Source organism: Streptomyces sp. 11x1, assembly GCF_032598905.1.
Lineage (GTDB): Bacteria > Actinomycetota > Actinomycetes > Streptomycetales > Streptomycetaceae > Streptomyces.
Genome location: NZ_CP122458.1, coordinates 1197143 through 1214422, shown reverse-complemented (window position 1 = coordinate 1214422; position 17280 = coordinate 1197143). Strand labels below are relative to the sequence as shown.

The 17280-nt window shown below is 69.5% G+C and carries 11 protein-coding genes; 7 read left to right on the top strand and 4 right to left on the bottom strand.

What is annotated here, in order from left to right; all coding sequences use genetic code 11:
• Positions 1–16 precede the first annotated feature (16 nt).
• Positions 17–1723 (top strand): ThuA domain-containing protein, encoded by a 1707-nt coding sequence (locus P8T65_RS05705; protein WP_316724291.1) that lies wholly within the window; start codon positions 17–19, stop codon positions 1721–1723.
• Positions 1724–1907: 184 nt separating this feature from the next.
• Here the strand turns inward: P8T65_RS05705 and P8T65_RS47195 are convergent, their stop codons facing one another.
• From P8T65_RS47195 to P8T65_RS05690, 4 genes are all read right to left on the bottom strand, one after another.
• On the bottom strand, positions 1908–2024 hold the full coding sequence (locus P8T65_RS47195; protein ID WP_399098394.1) for an RICIN domain-containing protein: 117 nt from the start codon (positions 2022–2024) through the stop codon (positions 1908–1910).
• A 206-nt stretch (positions 2025–2230) separates the two neighbouring features.
• Positions 2231–3556 carry a ricin-type beta-trefoil lectin domain protein gene (locus P8T65_RS05700; RefSeq protein ID WP_316724290.1) on the bottom strand — a complete coding sequence of 442 codons (1326 nt, stop codon included), beginning with the start codon at positions 3554–3556 and terminating at the stop codon, positions 2231–2233.
• A gap of 33 nt (positions 3557–3589) precedes the next feature.
• Complete coding sequence (locus tag P8T65_RS05695; RefSeq protein WP_316724289.1) at positions 3590–5071, bottom strand: arabinofuranosidase catalytic domain-containing protein; 1482 nt, start codon at positions 5069–5071, stop codon at positions 3590–3592.
• Between the two features lie 72 nt (positions 5072–5143).
• Complete coding sequence (locus P8T65_RS05690; RefSeq protein WP_316724288.1) at positions 5144–8692, bottom strand: ThuA domain-containing protein; 3549 nt, start codon at positions 8690–8692, stop codon at positions 5144–5146.
• 584 nt (positions 8693–9276) lie between these two features.
• Between P8T65_RS05690 and P8T65_RS05685 the strand changes: the two genes are divergently transcribed.
• The 6 genes from P8T65_RS05685 to P8T65_RS05660 all read left to right on the top strand — a co-directional run bounded on the left by P8T65_RS05685 (position 9277) and on the right by P8T65_RS05660 (position 17245).
• Positions 9277–10788: a sugar ABC transporter ATP-binding protein gene (locus tag P8T65_RS05685; protein WP_316724287.1), complete on the top strand. Its 1512-nt coding sequence runs from the start codon at positions 9277–9279 to the stop codon at positions 10786–10788.
• Positions 10785–11756: an ABC transporter permease gene (locus tag P8T65_RS05680; protein WP_316724286.1), complete on the top strand. Its 972-nt coding sequence runs from the start codon at positions 10785–10787 to the stop codon at positions 11754–11756. The genes P8T65_RS05685 and P8T65_RS05680 overlap by 4 nt, the downstream gene beginning before the upstream one ends.
• Position 11757: 1 nt before the next feature.
• Positions 11758–12729 (top strand): ABC transporter permease, encoded by a 972-nt coding sequence (locus tag P8T65_RS05675; RefSeq protein WP_316724285.1) that lies wholly within the window; start codon positions 11758–11760, stop codon positions 12727–12729.
• Positions 12730–12751: 22 nt separating this feature from the next.
• The gene (locus P8T65_RS05670; protein WP_316731491.1) at positions 12752–13924 is read left to right on the top strand and encodes a substrate-binding domain-containing protein; all 1173 of its coding nucleotides are present in this window, start codon (positions 12752–12754) and stop codon (positions 13922–13924) included.
• A 4-nt stretch (positions 13925–13928) separates the two neighbouring features.
• A complete protein-coding gene (locus P8T65_RS05665) occupies positions 13929–14807 on the top strand; it encodes a sugar phosphate isomerase/epimerase family protein (protein WP_316724284.1) in 879 nt (292 codons plus the stop codon).
• A 137-nt stretch (positions 14808–14944) separates the two neighbouring features.
• Positions 14945–17245 (top strand): ricin-type beta-trefoil lectin domain protein, encoded by a 2301-nt coding sequence (locus P8T65_RS05660; protein WP_399102984.1) that lies wholly within the window; start codon positions 14945–14947, stop codon positions 17243–17245.
• The last annotated feature ends 35 nt before the right edge of the window (positions 17246–17280 follow it).

The following is a 17280-nucleotide window of genomic DNA, read 5'->3' as shown; positions in this document are numbered from 1 at the left end:
GAAGAGAGCGACGGACATGCGCAGAAATCCCCGATCCCTGCTCGGTGGGGCGGTCGCGGCACTCGCCGCCCTGGCCCTCCTCGGGCAGCCCAGCCCCGTCCATGCCGCCGACACGGCCTACGACGTCCTCGTGTTCTCCAAGACCGCCGGGTTCCGGCACGACTCGATCCCGGCGGGGACCCAGGCCATCCGCGACCTGGGTGCGGCGAACAATTTCACGGTGACGGCCACGGAGGACGGCAACCAGTTCACCACCGCCAACCTGAGCCGCTACGAGGCGGTGATCTTCCTCAACACCACCGGCGACATACTGAACGACGCCCAGCAGTCGGCGTTCCAGTCGTACATCGGCGCGGGCGGCGGCTTCGTCGGCGTCCACTCGGCCGCGGACACGGAGTACAACTGGCCGTTCTACGGTGAACTGGTCGGCGCCTACTTCGCCCAGCACCCCGCTGTCCAGCAGGCCAACATCAAGGTGGAGGGGCGGGCGCACGCGGCGACCGCCCACCTGCCGCAGACATGGACCCGCACCGACGAGTGGTACGACTTCCGCACCAACCCCCGTACCACCGCGCGCGTGCTCACCACGCTCGACGAGTCGTCGTACTCGGGCGGCGTGATGGGCGCCGACCACCCGCACAGCTGGTGCAAGACCTTGTCGGGAGGCCGGTCCTTCTACACCGGCGGCGGGCACAGCCAGGCGTCGTACGCGGAGCCGGCGTTCCGGGCGCACCTGCTCGGCGGCATCCGGTACGCGGCAGGCCGGACCAAGGCCGACTGCCGGCCCGAGACCGGCTACACGGCCCTCTACAACGGCTCGACCACCGGCTGGTCGCAGGCCGGTCCGGGCGGCTTCACCAACTCGGATGCCACCCTCGCCTCCTACGGCGGCATGGGCATGCTCTGGCACAGCGCCCGGCAGTTCACCAACTACTCGCTGAAGCTGGACTGGAAGATGCCCGGCGACGACAACTCCGGCGTGGTCGTGGGCTTCCCCCCGACGACCGATCCGCAGTCGGCGCTGGACAACGGCTACGAGGTCCAGATCGATGCCACCGACGCGCCCGACCGCACGACCGGCTCGATCTACGCCGTCAAGGGCCCGGACACGGCCGCCCGGGACGCGGCGCTCAACCCACCGGGCGAGTGGAACACCTTCGAGTTGCTGGTGGAGGGCGAGCGGCTCCAGGTCTGGCTCAACGGCGTGAAGATCAATGACTTCACCAACACCGACCCCGCCCGCTCACTCGCCGGCCACATCGGCATCCAGAATCACGGCACGGGAGACGACGTGTCCTTCCGCAACATCCGGATCAAGGAGCTGGGCGGCGGCCCGACACCTGGCGTGGGTCCGATCGCGGGGCTGGCGGGCAAGTGTCTGGATGTCCGGAACGGCAGTTCGGCGGACGGGACGGCGGTGCAGATCTCGTCGTGCACGGGTTCGGCGGGGCAGCGGTGGACGGTGTCGCCGGGGTCGACGGTCAAGGCGCTGGGCAAGTGCCTGGACGTCAGTGGCAACGGCACGGCGGACGGCACGAGGGTCGTGCTGTGGTCCTGCAACGGGGGCGGCAACCAGAACTGGCAGGCGAACGCGGACGGCTCGCTGCGCAATCCGCGGTCGGGCAAGTGCCTGGACGTGTCGGGCGCCAACTCGGCGGACGGCACCCTCGTGCAGCTGTGGACCTGTAACGGCGGAGCCAACCAGAAATGGTCCCTGCCCTGAGCTGACGCGGCACGACGGAAGGGCCACCGCCCAGTGGGCGGTGGCCCTTCCGACGCCCCAGGCCGGGACGCACGGCGCAGCGAACGCCGGGTCCCGGCCGACGGCCAGGTCGGTGTGTGGCTGGAGGGCCCATCAGCGGCCCGGGTACCGCCGACGCGAGCGAGCAGAAGGACGGCGCCGCCGCTCAACGACGGCTCCACTGCTGGTCGGTGCCGCCGTTGCAGGACCAGAGGGTGGCCCTGGTGCCGTTGGCGGTGCCGGCGCCGGGGACGGTCGGTGCGGGTGATACCGACCGGGTCACTGTCTCCGCCGCGCCGCAGCGTCTGTGGCGACGCGACGTCCCAGCACTTGCTGCTGCGCGTCACCGACGGGTGGATCACGATGTAGCCGTACCGGTCCGTCGGCGAGGCGACCACGACGGGTGGCCCCGCCGCCGGGCGGTCCGGCTCGCCACGGAGGGAGCGAAGGCGGCACGTGACATGTCACGTACCGCCTTCACTCGTGCGCCTATGCTCGCGTCCAGAGCTGGTTGGCGCCGTCGTGGCAGTTCCACACGATGACCGCGGAGCCGCCCGTGGTGCTCGCGCCGTTGACATCCAGGCACAGGCCGGTCTGAGCGTTGCGGATCGTGCCGTTGCTGTTGAAGACCCACTGCTGGTTGGCGCCACCGTCGCAGTCCTGGACCTGTACCCGCGTGCCGGCGGCGGCGCCGGGCGGGACGTGCACGCACTTGCCCAGCACCTGCAACGCCGCACCGTTCTGGGTGAACTGCTGGTTGGCGTTGCTGTGGCAGTCCCAGATGATCAGCGGTGTGCCGTTGGCGGCGTTCGCCCCGTCGACGTCCAGGCACCGGCCCGCACCCTCGTTGCGCAGCCGGAACGTGGTCGGGATGGGCGTCGTGTCGTCGAACTGCGTGAAGAAGTTCCACACCACCGCCCGGGTCCACGACCGCTCACCCGGTTCGTAGTCGCCGGCCGACCCATCGACAGGACCGGGGGTATGCCCCGCGTCGAACGCGGCCCATGCCACGGGGTAGCCGGCGCGGCACCCCGAGTAGGTCGTGACGACATGGGTGAGGCTGCCCCGCGCCGGCTCCGGCGGGTTCTGGGGAGTGCAGCCGTTGTTCCGCACGAACCTGTCACGCAGCGAACGTCCGGTGGAGATCGGGAGCACCGGGTCCCGCAAACCATGCAGTCCGATGTACGCGACCGGCTGGGTGCCGCCGTTGCACCCGCTCAACTGCCCGCCCGCGTAGACGGCGACCGCGCGGAACACGGTCGGCCGGGCGCACGCGAGGGCGAAACTCATGCCGCCTCCGTAGCTGAAACCCCCGGCGAAGCGCTGGTTCGTGTCGACGCACAGGCCCGCGTCGATCTGCCTGATCATGTCGTCCACGAAGGTCAGATCCTCGCCGCCTGAGTTGGCCCAGCCATTCCCGAGGCCCTGGGGCGCGACGAAGATCGTGCTGTTGTTCGAGAGGGCTCGCAGGCCGTAGTACGACCAGGGGTATCCGCTCGTTCCACCCGAGTCGACGTCGCCCGCGGTGCCGCCGTTCCAGTGGAAACCGAAGACCAGGCGGTACGGGCGGTTGTTGTCGTAGTCGGCGGGCACCCGCAGGATGTAGTTCCGCGTCTTGCCGCTGCTCTGGATCGAGCGGGGACCACTCGACAGGGTGGGGGGCTTGCCGCATCCGGCGCTCCCGGCGACGGAGCGGGCGTCGTCGGCGGCGGCGGGCGTCGGCGAGATGCCGCTGATGCCGAACGCGGCGAGTAGGAGCGCGGCGGCCACGGCGATCGGCGTGCGCCATCGGTGACGGTTCCTGCCTTGTCGCATCACGTTTCTCCCTTCCTTCATGAATGGCGCGACTCAGCGGTAGCCGGCGGCGACGATGCTGGCCTGTACCGCGCTCTCGGTCGCGTCGGACGGGTATCCGGACACCATCGCGCCCTCGTAGAACGTGCCGGCGCTGAGATTCGCGCCGCCGCCCGGCTTGCAGCAGTCGCCACCGCTGCCGAGGATGATGGCGCCCTGCTTCTTCATGGGGCTGTAGCCGGGCGGAAGCGCGCCGTCCCAGAGCGTGGTCAGGCTTCCGGTCTGGGCGTTGCCCCCCTTGAGCGCGAAACGGCTCGTCCCGTTGTTCTTCAACATCGCCGTCACGAACTTGCTGGTGAAGGCCCGCTGGTTGGGGTTCCAGGTCTGACTGCCACCGGAGTAGAGCCCCCATTCGAGGTCGGCCTGGACCCATGGGCCGGTGCCGACGCACCCGCCGAACCAGCACTGGGTGCTGAAATTGATCGCGTCCATCGCCCCGGCCGCGTCGGCCGCCCGGGTGGTCTCACTGTTGCCGTAGTCGAAGCAGCAGCCGCTGTTGACATGGGTGCCGCTGGTCACCATGTACATGCCTTCGGGTGCGCTGCCGGTCGGCACGCCGGTCAGGTGGCCGTCCCGCCAGTAGCTGTTGCCCGGGTTGATGTAGAGCGAGTAGGCCTTGCTGCCGCCGACCGCCAGCGACTCCGACGTCGCGACCGCCGGGCGGCTCTGGGGGGAGCCGGGAACCACACTCGATCCCTGGTACCACAGGTCGTTTCCGCGGCCGGACTGGTCGTAGACGACGGTGATGACACAGGTGGTCCCCGCGCAGAACGAGTCCTGCGTCGTCGCGTCGGCGGCACCACCCGCGCTCAGGACCCCGATGTTCCGGGTCGTGCTGTCGGACGAGCGCCGGACCTGGTAGAGGTTGCCGTTGTAGGTACCGTAGAGCGCTCGTACGGTGCTGTGGGCGGCGATGCAGGGGGTGCCGCCCGAGGCGTAGATGTCGCACGTGCCCGCGCCGCCCGGCACCGGCGGGGCCGGCGAGTTCCACTGCTGGTTGGTGCCGCCGTTGCAGGACCAGAGGATGATCCTGGTGCCGCCCGCGGTGCCGCCGGCGTTGGCGTCGAGGCACAGTCCGGAGTGGACGCCGGTGATGGTGCCGTTGGGGTTGACGTTCCACTGCTGGTTGTTCTGGCCGTTGCAGTCCCAGACGATGACGGCGGTGCCGTTGGTGGTGCCGCGTCCGCTGGCGTCGAGGCACTTGTCGCCGCGGACGGTCAGTTGTTTGCCGGCGGTGTAGGTCCAGGTCTGGCCCGCTGCGTCGGTGCAGTCCTGGAGTTGGGTCTGGGTGCCGTTGGTGGTGCCGGCGCCGGGGACGGTCAGGCAGCGGCCGGACTGCACGCCCACGACGGGGGCGCTCTGCCCGGGCTCGATCGGTGCCGCCACCGCGGTGGCGCCGACGGCGACAAGCACCAGGGCGGCGCCCAGTGCAGACAGCCGTCCGTACCGGCGGGGCCGAATTCTCCTGAACACCATGGCGGTTCCTCACCTGTTCGTAGGGAGGGATGCCCGGAGCGCGACCGCGCCCGGCATCCCGTCCGGACCGGGCTACAGGGCGGTGAACCGCCACTGTTGGTTGGTGCCGCTGTGGCAGCTCCACTGCAGGAGCCGTGCGCCGTCGGCCGTCGAGCCGCCGTTGACGTCGACGCACAGTCCACTGGGCAGGCTTTTCACCGTGTACACGCCCGCCGTGGTGGTCGGTGTGACGACGAACTTCTGCGCATTGCCGCTGTCGCAGGTGGACTGCTGCAGGAACGCGCCCTGGGCGGTGGACCCGCCCACGACGGCGAGGCACTTGTCGCTGTGCGCCGCCTTCAGGTGGACGGCGCCACCACCGGCGTCGACGGCCTGCCACTTCTGGTTGTCGGCGCCGGTGGCCGGCCACTGGACGATCTGGGCGCCGTCGGCGGTCGAGGCGCCGTTGACGTCCATGAATTTGCCGCTGTGCTGTGCTGCGACCGTCCAGGTCCTTCCGGCCACGCCACCACCGCTGCCCGGTTCGCCGACCCCGTTGCCGCCGAAGGTGAGCGAGTCCAGGTCGAACCAGTTGTTCGAGGTGCCCCTGAACACCAGGTAGAGCGGGTGCGAGCCGGCGAGATCGGAGGTGTTCACCGCCGGCGTGGACTGGTAGTTGTTCCAGCCGCCGGTGCTCGGCACCGGTGTCGTGGCCAGGAGCGTGCCGGTCGGGGAGTCGGCGCGCAGTTCGACCGATCCGCCGCCGCTCGGCGACGACAGGCGGTACTTCACGCTCGTGACGCCCGACAGGCTCATCGGTTTGAACGCGATCCAGTCGCCGTCGGAGATGTTGCCGACCCGCTTGCCGCTCTCCGCGCCGGACTGCTCGACGATCTGCACACCCGATTGGTCCGTGTAGAACTCGGCCTGCTTGTGCTTGGGCTGGAGGATCACTTGGGCGTACCCGGTGAGCGGGTTCGCACCGCCGGGGCCGCCGTCGTCGGTGTAGCGGGCGTTGAGGACGTAGTACAGGTTGGCGCCGTCGGGGTGCCCGCCCAGCAACGTCGTGTCGATGGTGCCCGAGCACCCCGGATGGTCCGTGGTCTCGTGCTGGTGGTCGTCGTGGCCGAGGGCGGGGTTGACGAACACCTTGGCGCAGTCGACGGGCGCGCCGCCGGGATCCGAGACGGACACCTTGTACGGGACGCGGTCGCCGAAGTCCAGCATCCCGCCGTTGGACGGAAGGGTGAGGGTGATGGTCGGTGCGGTGTTGCCCACGGTGATCGGCACGTTGGCGAAGGCCGTCCTGCCGGTGTTGTCGGTGACTTCGAGCTGGGCGGTGTAGTTGCCGTTGGCGGTGTAGGTGTGTGACGGGTTGGCCGCCGTGGACGTGGTGCCGTCGCCGAACGTCCAGTGGTAGGCAAGCGTGCTGCCGGGATCCGGGTCTGTGGACCCCGCGCTGCTGAACTGTACGTTCAGTGGCGCGTTCCCGTTGGTGGGCGTTCCGGTGGCTTTGGCGATCGGCGACCGTCCGCCGTGGTTGTAGTCGATGCGGTAGAGACCCGAGTCGTTGTTGCCGCCGGAGAAGTTGTTGCCCCATTCGAGCAGGTACAGCGAGCCGTCGGGCCCGAACTCCATGTCCATCGGCTTGAGGAACTTGGCGGCGGGCATGAAGGGGTTGGTCCGGGTGACCGCGGTCGCGGAGTCGAAGTGGACCTCCTTGACGGTGTGCCGCGACCACTCGTAGAAGAAGTGGACCCCGTCGTAGTACGGCGGGAACTTCGTCTCGGACGGGTTCGCGGCGTCGTAGCGGTACACCGGTCCGCCCATCGGTCCCGAGCCGCCGGAGCCGAGTTCGGGGAAGTTCGGTGAGACGCCGTAGCCGTACCACATGTTCGGCGCGACGATCGGCTTGAGGCTGGTCAGGCCGGTGTTGTTCGGCGAGTTGTTGACCGGCGCGTTGCAGTTGAACTTGGCGCCGACGACGCCGGTGCTCGGGTTGTAGGGCGCGTAGGCCTGGTTGTCGCCGTGGCAGAACGGCCAGCCGTAGTTGCCCGGGGCCTTGATGACATTGAGCTCGACGAGCCCTTCGGGGCCGCGGTTCGTCGCGGGCGGGTTCCGGTCCGGGCCGTAGTCGGCGAGGTAGACCCACCCGTTCTCCGGGTCGATCGAGAAGCGGAACGGGTTGCGGAAGCCCATCGCGTAGATCTCCGGCCGGGTCTGCGCCGTGCCCGGCGGGTAGAGGTTGCCGGCCGGGACGGTGTAGCCGCCGTCGGCCGACGGCCGGATGCGCAGGAGCTTGCCCCGCAGGTCGTTGGTGCTGCCGGCGGTGCGGGCGGCGTCGAGGTTGGCCTTGCCCTGCCGCCAGTCCAGCGGGGCGTAGCCCTGCCAGTTGGAGTCGAGGTTCGGCGGGACGTCGTCCCCGGTGCCGATGTAGAGGTTCTTGTCGGGGCCGAACTCGATGTACCCGCCCGTGTGTCCGGGCTCGGCGAAGGTGCGGTCACGGGTCGCGGGGATGTCGATGATCGTCACCTGGCTCGACATGTTCAGGGTGTCGCCGGTGAGCGTGAACCGGGAGACCCGGTTGATGTCGTTCGGGACTCCGGCCGGGGAGTGATACAGGTACACGTAGCCGTTGTCGGCGAAGTCGGGGTCGAGCGCCAGGCCGGTGAGGCCGTCCTCGCCGCCGGTGTAGACGCTGAGCGTGGCGGCTGTCACGGTCCTGTTGGTGGTCGGTTTGAAGATCTTCAGCTGCCCGCCCCGCTGGACGTAGAGCACCCGCCCGTCCGGGGCGACCGCGAGGGCCATCGGGTCCGCGGTGTTGTCGTCGAGGGTGCGTTTCTCGAAGTTGCTCCACACCGTGCCGCCGCAGTCGCCGGGTTCGGCGCCGGCCGCCCACTTGACGCCCCCGAGGACGTGGTTGCGGAAGTGGGTCTCGCTGTAGGCCGCACCGGTGTGCCCCATGCCGGTGGCCCACACGCGGCCGCCGCCGGTGTTGCGGCACCAGGAGATGGGGTGGTCCGGCCCCATGGCGCGGGGGCCCGGGTTGTACGTGCGCTCGTCCGCGGTGACCAGGACATGGACGTCGCCGCGGGGATTGCGGTCGAAGTTGTACCACTCTTCGCTGCGGTTCCACCGGTCCGGCAGGCCGGCCGTCGACGGGTGCTTCTTGTCCGCGACGATGGCGGTGCCGCCCAGCACGCCGGGGGAGTGCTCCGGCATGTGCGCTCCGCCGTTGATGGTCTGGTCCCACCACGGGTACTCGTTCTCGATGCCCATGTCCGTGGCGTTGTGGATCGCGACGATGCCCTTGCCGCCGGCGAGGTAACCCTCCACCGCCTGACGCTGGGCCGCCGTGGTCCACACCATTCCCGAGGTCTGGAACATGATGAGCACGTCGAAGGTGGCGAGGTTCGCCGGGGTGAAAACGCTCGAATCCTCGCTGTGGACCAACTCGAAGTTGTTGGCCGCGGCCTGCTCCCGGAACATCGTGAGGCCGGCGGGGATCGAATCGTGCCGGTAGCCCGCGGTCTTCGTGAAGACCAGGGCTCGGAAGGCCGGCGCCGCTGACGCCGGTTGGGCGACGACGAGCGACAGGAGCACGCTCGCGATCACCCCGAAGACAAAAATGATGCGACGCATGCCGTCTCCCATTTCGGCGGAGCAACGATGGCATGACCACGGGCACGCGCCGGCCGCACCTCCGATGCGTCAGAGTGCCCGAGCGCGTCGTAGGCACATGCGTGCCGTCAGCTCGTCGTCCGTCCGCCGTGACGGACAGTCAAGTCCCTACGGAAGCAAGGGGAGTCACACCAGATGCGACCGTCTCCCGTGGTCTGCGGGCCAGCATGCAGCGGCGTGTCGCAACAGTCAATATGAATCGGGTGCGTCCGATTCCATAACACATTTTGCGCATCAATCGTGGTCGGTTCGGCGCGCGACTGCCGTCGGGTAGATTCCATAACGCATTTTGTGCATCGGTTTTCGTGGTTCGGTGTGCGACTGCGGACGGGCCGATTTGATAACAGATTTTGGCGTATCAATCGCTGCCGACTGATCGCGGGTCCGCATTGAGCAGTTCGAACGGCGAATATCCTGCTGCGATGTCCGGTGGTATTGCCAGGTGCTGATCGAGGCATTTACCCTCGGGGCCGCGATGTCGCCATCGCGGCCGGCGAAAGTTCGCGGTTATTCGACCTGACGACGCGAATGCAGAGGTTTCCACGATGTCTGGCCTGCTGCCGTCGCCGCTGCTCGCTCTGCGAGGCATCGGCAAGTCGTTCCTCGGCGTGCGAGTGCTCGACGGCGTCGACCTCCAGGTCCGGCCGGGCGAGGTGCACGCGGTCGTCGGCGAGAACGGCGCCGGCAAGTCCACGCTCATGAAGGTGGTGTCCGGCGTCCACCAGCCCGACGAGGGAACGGTCGAGTTCGCCGGCGCGCCGCAAACCTTCCGCAGCCCGCGTGAGGCCCAACAGGCCGGTATCGGCATCGTCCACCAGGAACTGACCCTGCTGCCCGAGCGCACCGTCGCGGAGAACGTCTGTCTGGGCCGCGAGCCCCTGCGCCGCGGGCTCGTCGACCGCAGGGCGATGCTCAGCCACACCGCCGAGCTCCTCGCCTCGATCGGGGAGGGCTCGATACCGCCCGACACACGCGTGGGACGACTCGGAGTGGCGCAACAACAGGTGGTCGAGATCGTCAAGGCGCTCGCCCTCGACGCGCGGCTGCTCATCATGGACGAACCCACCGCGGCGCTCGCCGACCACGAGGTCGACCAGCTCTACGCGCTCGTACGGCGGCTGCAGGCGCAGGGGATCGGCGTGCTGTACGTCTCGCACCGCCTCAAGGAGGTCTTCGACCTGTCCAGCCGGATCACCGTGCTCAAGGACGGCCGGGCGGTGGCCGCATTGGACACCGCGGACACCGACGCGGATCAGCTGGTGCGCCACATGGTCGGCCGCGAGCTGTCGAGTTACTACCCCGACCGGGCGAAGCCGCAGGAGCTGGGCCCGGTGCGGCTTACCGTCCGGGGCGGAGGCAACCGGAAGCTGCGCGGCATCGACCTGCGGCTGCGCGCCGGCGAGGTGCTCGGCGTAGGCGGCCTGCAGGGGTCCGGCCGGTCGGCGCTGGCCCGCGCACTGTTCGGCGCCGCACCGTTCGGCACCGGCCGGGTGACCGTCGACGGTGCGCCGGTCCGGCTGCGCTCGCCCCGCGCCGCGATGCGGGCCGGTATCGCCTACGTCTCCGAGGACCGCAAGGGCGAGGGGATCGTCGCCGAGCATTCGGTGCTCGACAACGCGCTGTTGGCCGGCCGCGCCGTCCGCCCGGCCTGGGTCGGCCGCGGTGCCCGAACCGCGCGAATCCGGGAGCTGCTCGCGGCCGTCGAGCTTCGCGCCGCAGGGGAGGACCAGGAGATCCGTTTCCTGTCCGGAGGCAACCAGCAGAAGGTCGTGTTGGCCAGGTGGCTCGCGCTCGCCCCGGGGATCCTGCTCTTCGACGAGCCGACCCGCGGCATCGACGTGGGCGCCAAGTCGGCGATCCACGATCTCGTCCGTCGACTGGCCCGCGACGGAGCCGCCGTGCTGATGGTCTCGTCCGAGCTGCCCGAGCTGCTCGGCATGAGCGACCGGATCATCGTCATGCGCGACGGCCGGATCGCCGGCGAGCTACCCGCCGGCGCGAGCGAGGAGGGTGTCGTCGCCCTGGCGGTCGGCACCGCGCGGGAGGCGGCCGGATGAGCCGCGCGTTGTCCCTGCCGACCCGGCGGACCCCGCCCGGCGTGTTCGTCGCGCTGGTCCTCACCCTGGCGATCGGCTGGATCGTCGTCACGGTCGACGGCGGCCGGCTGTTCAGCGTGCCGACGACAGTGAGCCTGCTGCACGTCGCCGCCGGTCTGGGCCTCGTCGCGGTCGGCCAGACGCTGGTCGTCGTCGGGGGCTCGCTGGATCTGTCCGTGGCGTACGTGGTGAGCCTGAGCACCCTCGTCGCCGCCGAGACCATGGCCGGTGACGACGGTGCGCTGCTGCCGGCGATCGGCCTGACGCTCGCCGTCAGCGCCACGATCGGCCTCGTCAACGGCCTGCTCGTCACCGCGGCGCGGATCAACCCCTTCATCGCGACCGTCGGCGTCGGACTGCTGTTGAAGGGATATCTCGACAACGGATACGACGGCCCGGCCGGCAAGACCGCACCGGCCCTGGTGCAGGGCCTGGGGTACCAGCGCCTCGGCCCGGTGCCCCTGTCGTTCCTGCTGCTGCTCGCCGTCGCCGCCGCGGCCTGGTTCGTGCTGGCGCGCACCCGCTTCGGCCATCACCTGATCGCCGTGGGCGGTGACCCGGAGGTCGCCCGGCTCTCCGGCGTGCGGGGCGGCCGGGTCCTCGTCACCGCCCATGTGCTGTGCGCCCTCTGCGCCGGCCTCGCCGGGGTCTACCTCGCCAGTCGCCTCGGCGCCGGCGCACCGAGGGTCGGCACCGAGGGACTGTACGACCTGGAGTCGATCGCCGCGGTGGTGCTCGGCGGCACCGCCCTGGCCGGCGGGCGCGGCGGCGTGGCCGGCACGGTCGGCGGCGTGCTGCTGCTCGCGAGCATCGACGCCATCTTCAACCAGCTCGAGGTCGACGTGTTCTTCAAGCAGGTGATCCGTGGCGTGATCATCATCGCGGCGGTCGCCGTCTACGCCCGCCGGGCGATGCGAAAGGCGTCATGACATGCGGATCGCGCGCCCACTGAGGCTCCTTGAGTTCCGCTCCGGCAGTCTCGCACCGATCATCGTGATCCTGGCGGTGTTGCTGGTTCTGCTGACCGCCCGCCAGCCGGACTTCCTCTCGCCGCCGTCGCTGATGTCGTTCCTCGGCCGCTCCGCGCCGGTCGTGCTGCTCGCCGCCGGCCAGTACTTCGTGATCGTCTCCGGCGAGTTGGATCTGTCCGTCGGCTCTCTGGTCACCGCGCAGGTGGTCGTCGCCGCCCGGCTGATCGACGGTGATCCATCGGCCGGCTGGCCCGTCGTGGTACTCCTGCTCGCGTTCGGCATCGCCGTCGGCCTCGTCAACGGCCTCGTCACCACGTGGCTGCGGGTGCCGTCGTTCATCACGACCCTCGGGATGTTCCTGATCCTCGTCGGTGCCGTGTACCTGTGGTCCGACGGTGCCCCGAAGGGCGGCCTCTCCGAAGGGTTCCGCCGGCTCGGCCGGTCGGCGTTCGAGGATGTGCCCGCGCTGGGCCGGATACCGTACGCCTTGGTCGTCCTGCTGGTGGCGGCCGCCGCGGCGCTGGTGCTGACGCGTTCGGACTTCGGCCGCACCCTGGTCGCCGTCGGGGGCAACCCGCGGACCGCCGAGCTGAGCGGCGTGCGCGTGTGGCGCGCCAAGACCCTGGCGTTCGTCCTCAGCGGGCTCGCCGCCACGCTCGCGGCGGTCCTCATCGGCGGGTACAGCGGAGTGTCGTTCCAGGCCGGTGCCGGCCTCGAGTTCGGCGCGATCACCGCGGCGGTCCTCGGCGGTGTCGCTCTGGGCGGGGGCCGAGGTTCGGTCGTCGGCGCGATGCTGGGCGCGCTGACCCTCGAGACGCTCTTCACGCTCATGAACTTCTACGGCGTCTCCGGCGCCCTCGAACCGACCGTCCAGGGCGCGATCATCCTGTTCGCCGTGGCGGCGGCGTCCTTCCGTTTCCGGTCCGGATAAAGGGGATTCAGTGAGGCATTCCATGACGGTGCTGGCCGTCAGCACCTTACTGGTGCTGGCCGGCTGCGCCACCGACGAGCCCACCACCGGCGCATCGGGTTCGCCCTCCGCGGGCACCGGGTCGGGCACCGGGAAGCAGTCGAAGTTCTTCGTGCGCGCCGACTACGACAAGCAGCTCGCACTCCTGGACTCCAGGCCCACCGGACCGGCCGGCAAGCCCTGGGAGCAGGCGCTCGACCCGGAGATGGTGCGGACCGCGAAGTTCAAGAAGCCCGGACCGTACAAGATCTGCTTCTCCAACGCGGGGCTGAACAACCCGTGGCGCCAGGTCGGTTTCAAGACCATGCAGGCCGAGGTCGACACGCACCGCGGCCGGATCGCCGAGTTCGTCCACGTCGATGCCGAGGGCAAGGACCAGAAGCAGATCGCCGACATCAACGACCTGCTCGGCAAGGGCTGCCACGCGCTCATCGTCTCGCCGAACACCACCGCGACGCTCACCCCGGCCGTGGAGGCCGCCTGCCAGAAGGGCCTGCCGGTCATCGTCTTCGACCGCGGCGTCGACACGACCTGCCCGGTGACATTCATCAACCCCATCGGCGGCTACGGATTCGGCCACGTCGCGGCGGAGTTCGTCACCCAGAAGATGAAGCGGGGTGGCAAGGTGCTCGCGCTGCGCATCCTGCCCGGCGTCGACGTGCTGGAGACCCGTTGGTCCGCGGCGAAGGTCGCCTTCGACAAGGCGGGCGTCGACGTCGTCGGCGTCGAGTTCACCGACGGCGACCCGGCCAGGACCAAGAAGATCGTCAACGACTACATCCAGCGGTACGGCACGATCGACGGCGTCTGGATGGACGCGGGGGCGGTCGCGGGCGCGGCGGTCGAGGCGTTCGAGGACGCCGGCAAGCCCGTGCCGCCGATCAACGGCGAGGACCAGCTCGACTTCCTGAAGCTGTGGAAGGACAGGAAGCTCACGGCGATCGCCCCGACCTACCCGACCTACCAGTGGCGCACCCCGATCATCGCCGCGCTGAAGATCCTCGACGGCGAGCAGGTGCCGAACCCGTGGAAGCTGCCACAGCCGACCATCACCCAGGACAACCTGGACGAGTACGTCGACCCCGCCATGCCGCCGCTGCACTACGCGATGTGCGGCTGCACCGACCTGCCCGGCTACCCCAAGCGCTGGAAGTAGCCCGGTGTACAGCATCGGTGTCAACCCGTGGGTCTGGGCCTCGCCGGTCGACGACGAGGCCTTGGCCGAACTGGTGCCGCGGATCGCCGCGTTCGGTTTCGACGCGGTCGAGCTGCCGATCGAGCGACCCGGCGACTGGGACCCGGCCCGCACCCGGGACCTGCTGGCGGCGTACGGCCTGCGCGCGGTCGGCGTCTGTGCGGTCACCTCGCCCGGACGTGACCTCGTGAACGCTCCGCCGGAGGATGTCGCCTCCACCGTGGCGTACCTGAAAACGTGTGTGGACGGTGCGGTGGCCGTCGGCGCGCCCTGTGTCGGCGGCCCGGTCTACGCCGCGGTGGGGCGGACCTGGCGCATGTCACCACCTGAGCGCGCGGCCTGCTACGCGGATGTCCGCCGCGCCCTGCGGCCCGTGGCCGACCACGCGGGGGAGCGGGGCGTGAGCATCGGCGTGGAGGCCCTCAACCGCTATGAGACGAGCGTCGTCAACACGGTCGAGCAGGCGGTGCAACTGATCGACGGCCTGCCCGCGAACGTCGGTCTCATGATCGACACCTATCACATGAACATCGAGGAGGCCGACCCCTACGAGGCGCTCGTCACGGCCGGCCCGCACATCAAGCACGTCCAGGTCAGCGGCACCGACCGCGGCGCCCCGGGCGCCGACCACTTCGACTGGCCACGCTTCCTCGCCGGCCTGGCCACGACCGGTTACGGCGGCGCGGTGTGCATCGAGTCGTTCACCGCGCAGAACGAGGCCATCGCCACCGCGGCCTCGATCTGGCGGCCGCTCGCCCCGTCGCAGGACACCCTCGCCCGTGACGGGCTGTCCTACCTCCGAACTGTCCTCCGCGGACTGGAAAACGCTCCCTCGACCGGGTGATGGGGATGGGGTCGCTCCTGTCGTCATCCCCTTCGGCCCGGGAACCGCCATAAGGAGAAAACGTGTTCACCACTCTCACGCTACGAAGGCGGCTGCTGGCCGGAGCCGCCACAGCCGGTTTGACCGCGACCGCCGTACTGGCGTTCCCCGCGCCCGCATCCGCGGCTCCCCGCACTGTGTACGCCTCGCCGTCCGGCACCGGCACCGACTGTTCCAGCGCGCAGCCGTGCTCACTGACAGCCGCGCAGGCGGCGGTGCGATCGCTCAACGACGCCATGTCGGACGACATCGTGGTGCAGTTGGCCGACGGTGTGTACCGGCTGGCCCAACCCTTACGCCTGACGGCGGAGGACTCCGGCTCGGGCGGCCACAGGGTCGTGTGGCAGGCCGCCCCGTCGGCGCGTCCGGTGATCACCGGTGCCCGGGCGGTCACCGGCTGGACGGTGGCCGACGCCGGCAAGAACATCTGGAAGGCCGACATCCCTGCCGGCCTCGATACCCGCCAGCTCTACGTCGACGGCGCCGTCGCCACCCGGGCCCGCACGCAGGCCAACAGGGCGGACTTCACACCCTCCGGCACCGGAATGAGGTTCTCCAGCGGTGCGTTGAGCTATCTGAACAACCTGGCGAACCAGAGCCGGATCGAGGTGGAAGGCGTCAACTCCTTCACCGACCGGTACTCGCCGGTGCAGAGCATCAGCGGGAACTTCATCACGATGCAGCAGCCTGCGTGGAACAACAACAACTTCGGCTACGACACCCTCATGCGGCCGCACCGGGCCGGTCCGTTCTACCTGTCCAACGCATACGAATTCCTGGACGCGCCCGGCGAGTGGTATCTCAACCCCACGACCAGATCCCTGTACTACATCCCCCTGGCCGGGCAGAACATGAGCACCGTCAGTGTGGAACTGCCGACGCTCCAGTCGCTGGTGAACCTCGGGGGCACGTACAGCGAGCCGGCGCACCACCTCACGTTCAGCGGGATCACCTTCACCGGTACGAGCTGGCTGGGCCCCAGCAGCAACCAGGGTTACGTGGACCAGCAGACCGGCGCGTACATCGCCGGCAACTGGAGCTGGCCGAGCTTCGACTCCTGCCACAACGGCTGCACGCAGTTCGAGGCCGCCCGGCCGCACTGGCAGCAGATGCCGGCCGCCGTGCAGATCTCGGCCGCCAACACCATCACCTTCAGCGATTCCCGGTTCGTCAACCTGGGCCAGACGGCCATCGGTATCGGCAACGACGCAGGCGCGCACGCAAGCGGCGTCGGCCTGGGCGCCGCCGACATCACGGTGACCAGGTCGGAGATCGCCCGGAGCTCAGCCGGCGGCATCCTCGTGGGCGGCGTGCGCGCCGACGCCCACCACCCCGGCGACCAGCGCATGGTCAACAGGGACATCACGATCAGCAACAACCGCATCCACGACCTCGGGGCGGACTACCGGGGCATCGTCTCCGTCCTGACCACGTACGTCACGGGCAGCACAGTCGCCCAGAACGAGGTCTACAACATGCCGTACTCCGGCATGTCGATCGGGTACGGCTGGGGCGCCAACGACGCGGGCGGCAGCAACCACTACGCGGGCCGCGGCCTGTACAACTACCAGCCGCGCTACACGACGCCGACCACCGCGTCCGACAACCGGCTCATCGGCAACTACATCCACGATGTCATGCAGCAGATGAACGACGGCGGCTGCATCTACACGCTCGGATGGAACCCGGGCGCGCAGATCAGCCGGAACCACTGCCTGCGGACCAACGGCTACTTCGGGGTGTACTTCGACGAGGGTTCGAAGTACTACACGGCCACCAACAACGTCTTCTCGAACACCGGTACGTGGGCGACGGCCAACTACTGGGGTGGCGAGAACATGGGGAACTGGACCGTCACCAACAACTGGTCGACCAACGGCAGCACGAACATCACCAACGGGGACCGCGGCAACGTGGTGTCCGGCAATGTCACGGTCACCAACGGCAACTGGCCTTCAGGTGCCCAGGACGTGATGGCGTCCGCCGGACCGCAGGGCACGACCCCACCGCCCACGGGTCAGCAGATCGTGGGCGTGCAGTCCGGCCGCTGCCTGACCGTCCCCGGCGCCGGCACCACCAACGGCACCCAGACCCAACTCCAGGACTGCACCGACGCAGCGGGCCAGACCTGGACCTACACCGCCGGCAAACAACTGACCGTCCGCGGCGACAAGTGCCTCGACGCCAGCGGACGCGGCACCACCAACGGCACCGCCGTCATCGTCTGGGACTGCAACGGCCAGAACAACCAGCAGTGGAACGTCAACCCCAACGGCACCATCACCGGCGTCCACTCCGGACTGTGCCTCGACGCCAACGCCGGCGGCACCGCGGGCGGCACCAGGATCATCCTCTGGTCCTGCAACGGCGGCACCAACCAGCAGTGGGCACTGCGATAGCGCACGCTCGGTCTCGCTCGCGGCAGGACCCGTAA

Excerpts from the sequence above, each read along its gene's own strand:
- P8T65_RS05705 (WP_316724291.1), top strand. The coding sequence starts at position 17 with ATGCGCAGAAATCCCCGATCCCTGCTCGGTGGGGCGGTCGCGGCACTC.
- P8T65_RS05700 (WP_316724290.1), bottom strand. The coding sequence starts at position 3,556 with ATGCGACAAGGCAGGAACCGTCACCGATGGCGCACGCCGATCGCCGTG.
- P8T65_RS05695 (WP_316724289.1), bottom strand. The coding sequence starts at position 5,071 with ATGGTGTTCAGGAGAATTCGGCCCCGCCGGTACGGACGGCTGTCTGCA.
- P8T65_RS05690 (WP_316724288.1), bottom strand. The coding sequence starts at position 8,692 with ATGCGTCGCATCATTTTTGTCTTCGGGGTGATCGCGAGCGTGCTCCTG.
- P8T65_RS05685 (WP_316724287.1), top strand. The coding sequence starts at position 9,277 with ATGTCTGGCCTGCTGCCGTCGCCGCTGCTCGCTCTGCGAGGCATCGGC.
- P8T65_RS05680 (WP_316724286.1), top strand. The coding sequence starts at position 10,785 with ATGAGCCGCGCGTTGTCCCTGCCGACCCGGCGGACCCCGCCCGGCGTG.
- P8T65_RS05675 (WP_316724285.1), top strand. The coding sequence starts at position 11,758 with ATGCGGATCGCGCGCCCACTGAGGCTCCTTGAGTTCCGCTCCGGCAGT.
- P8T65_RS05670 (WP_316731491.1), top strand. The coding sequence starts at position 12,752 with ATGACGGTGCTGGCCGTCAGCACCTTACTGGTGCTGGCCGGCTGCGCC.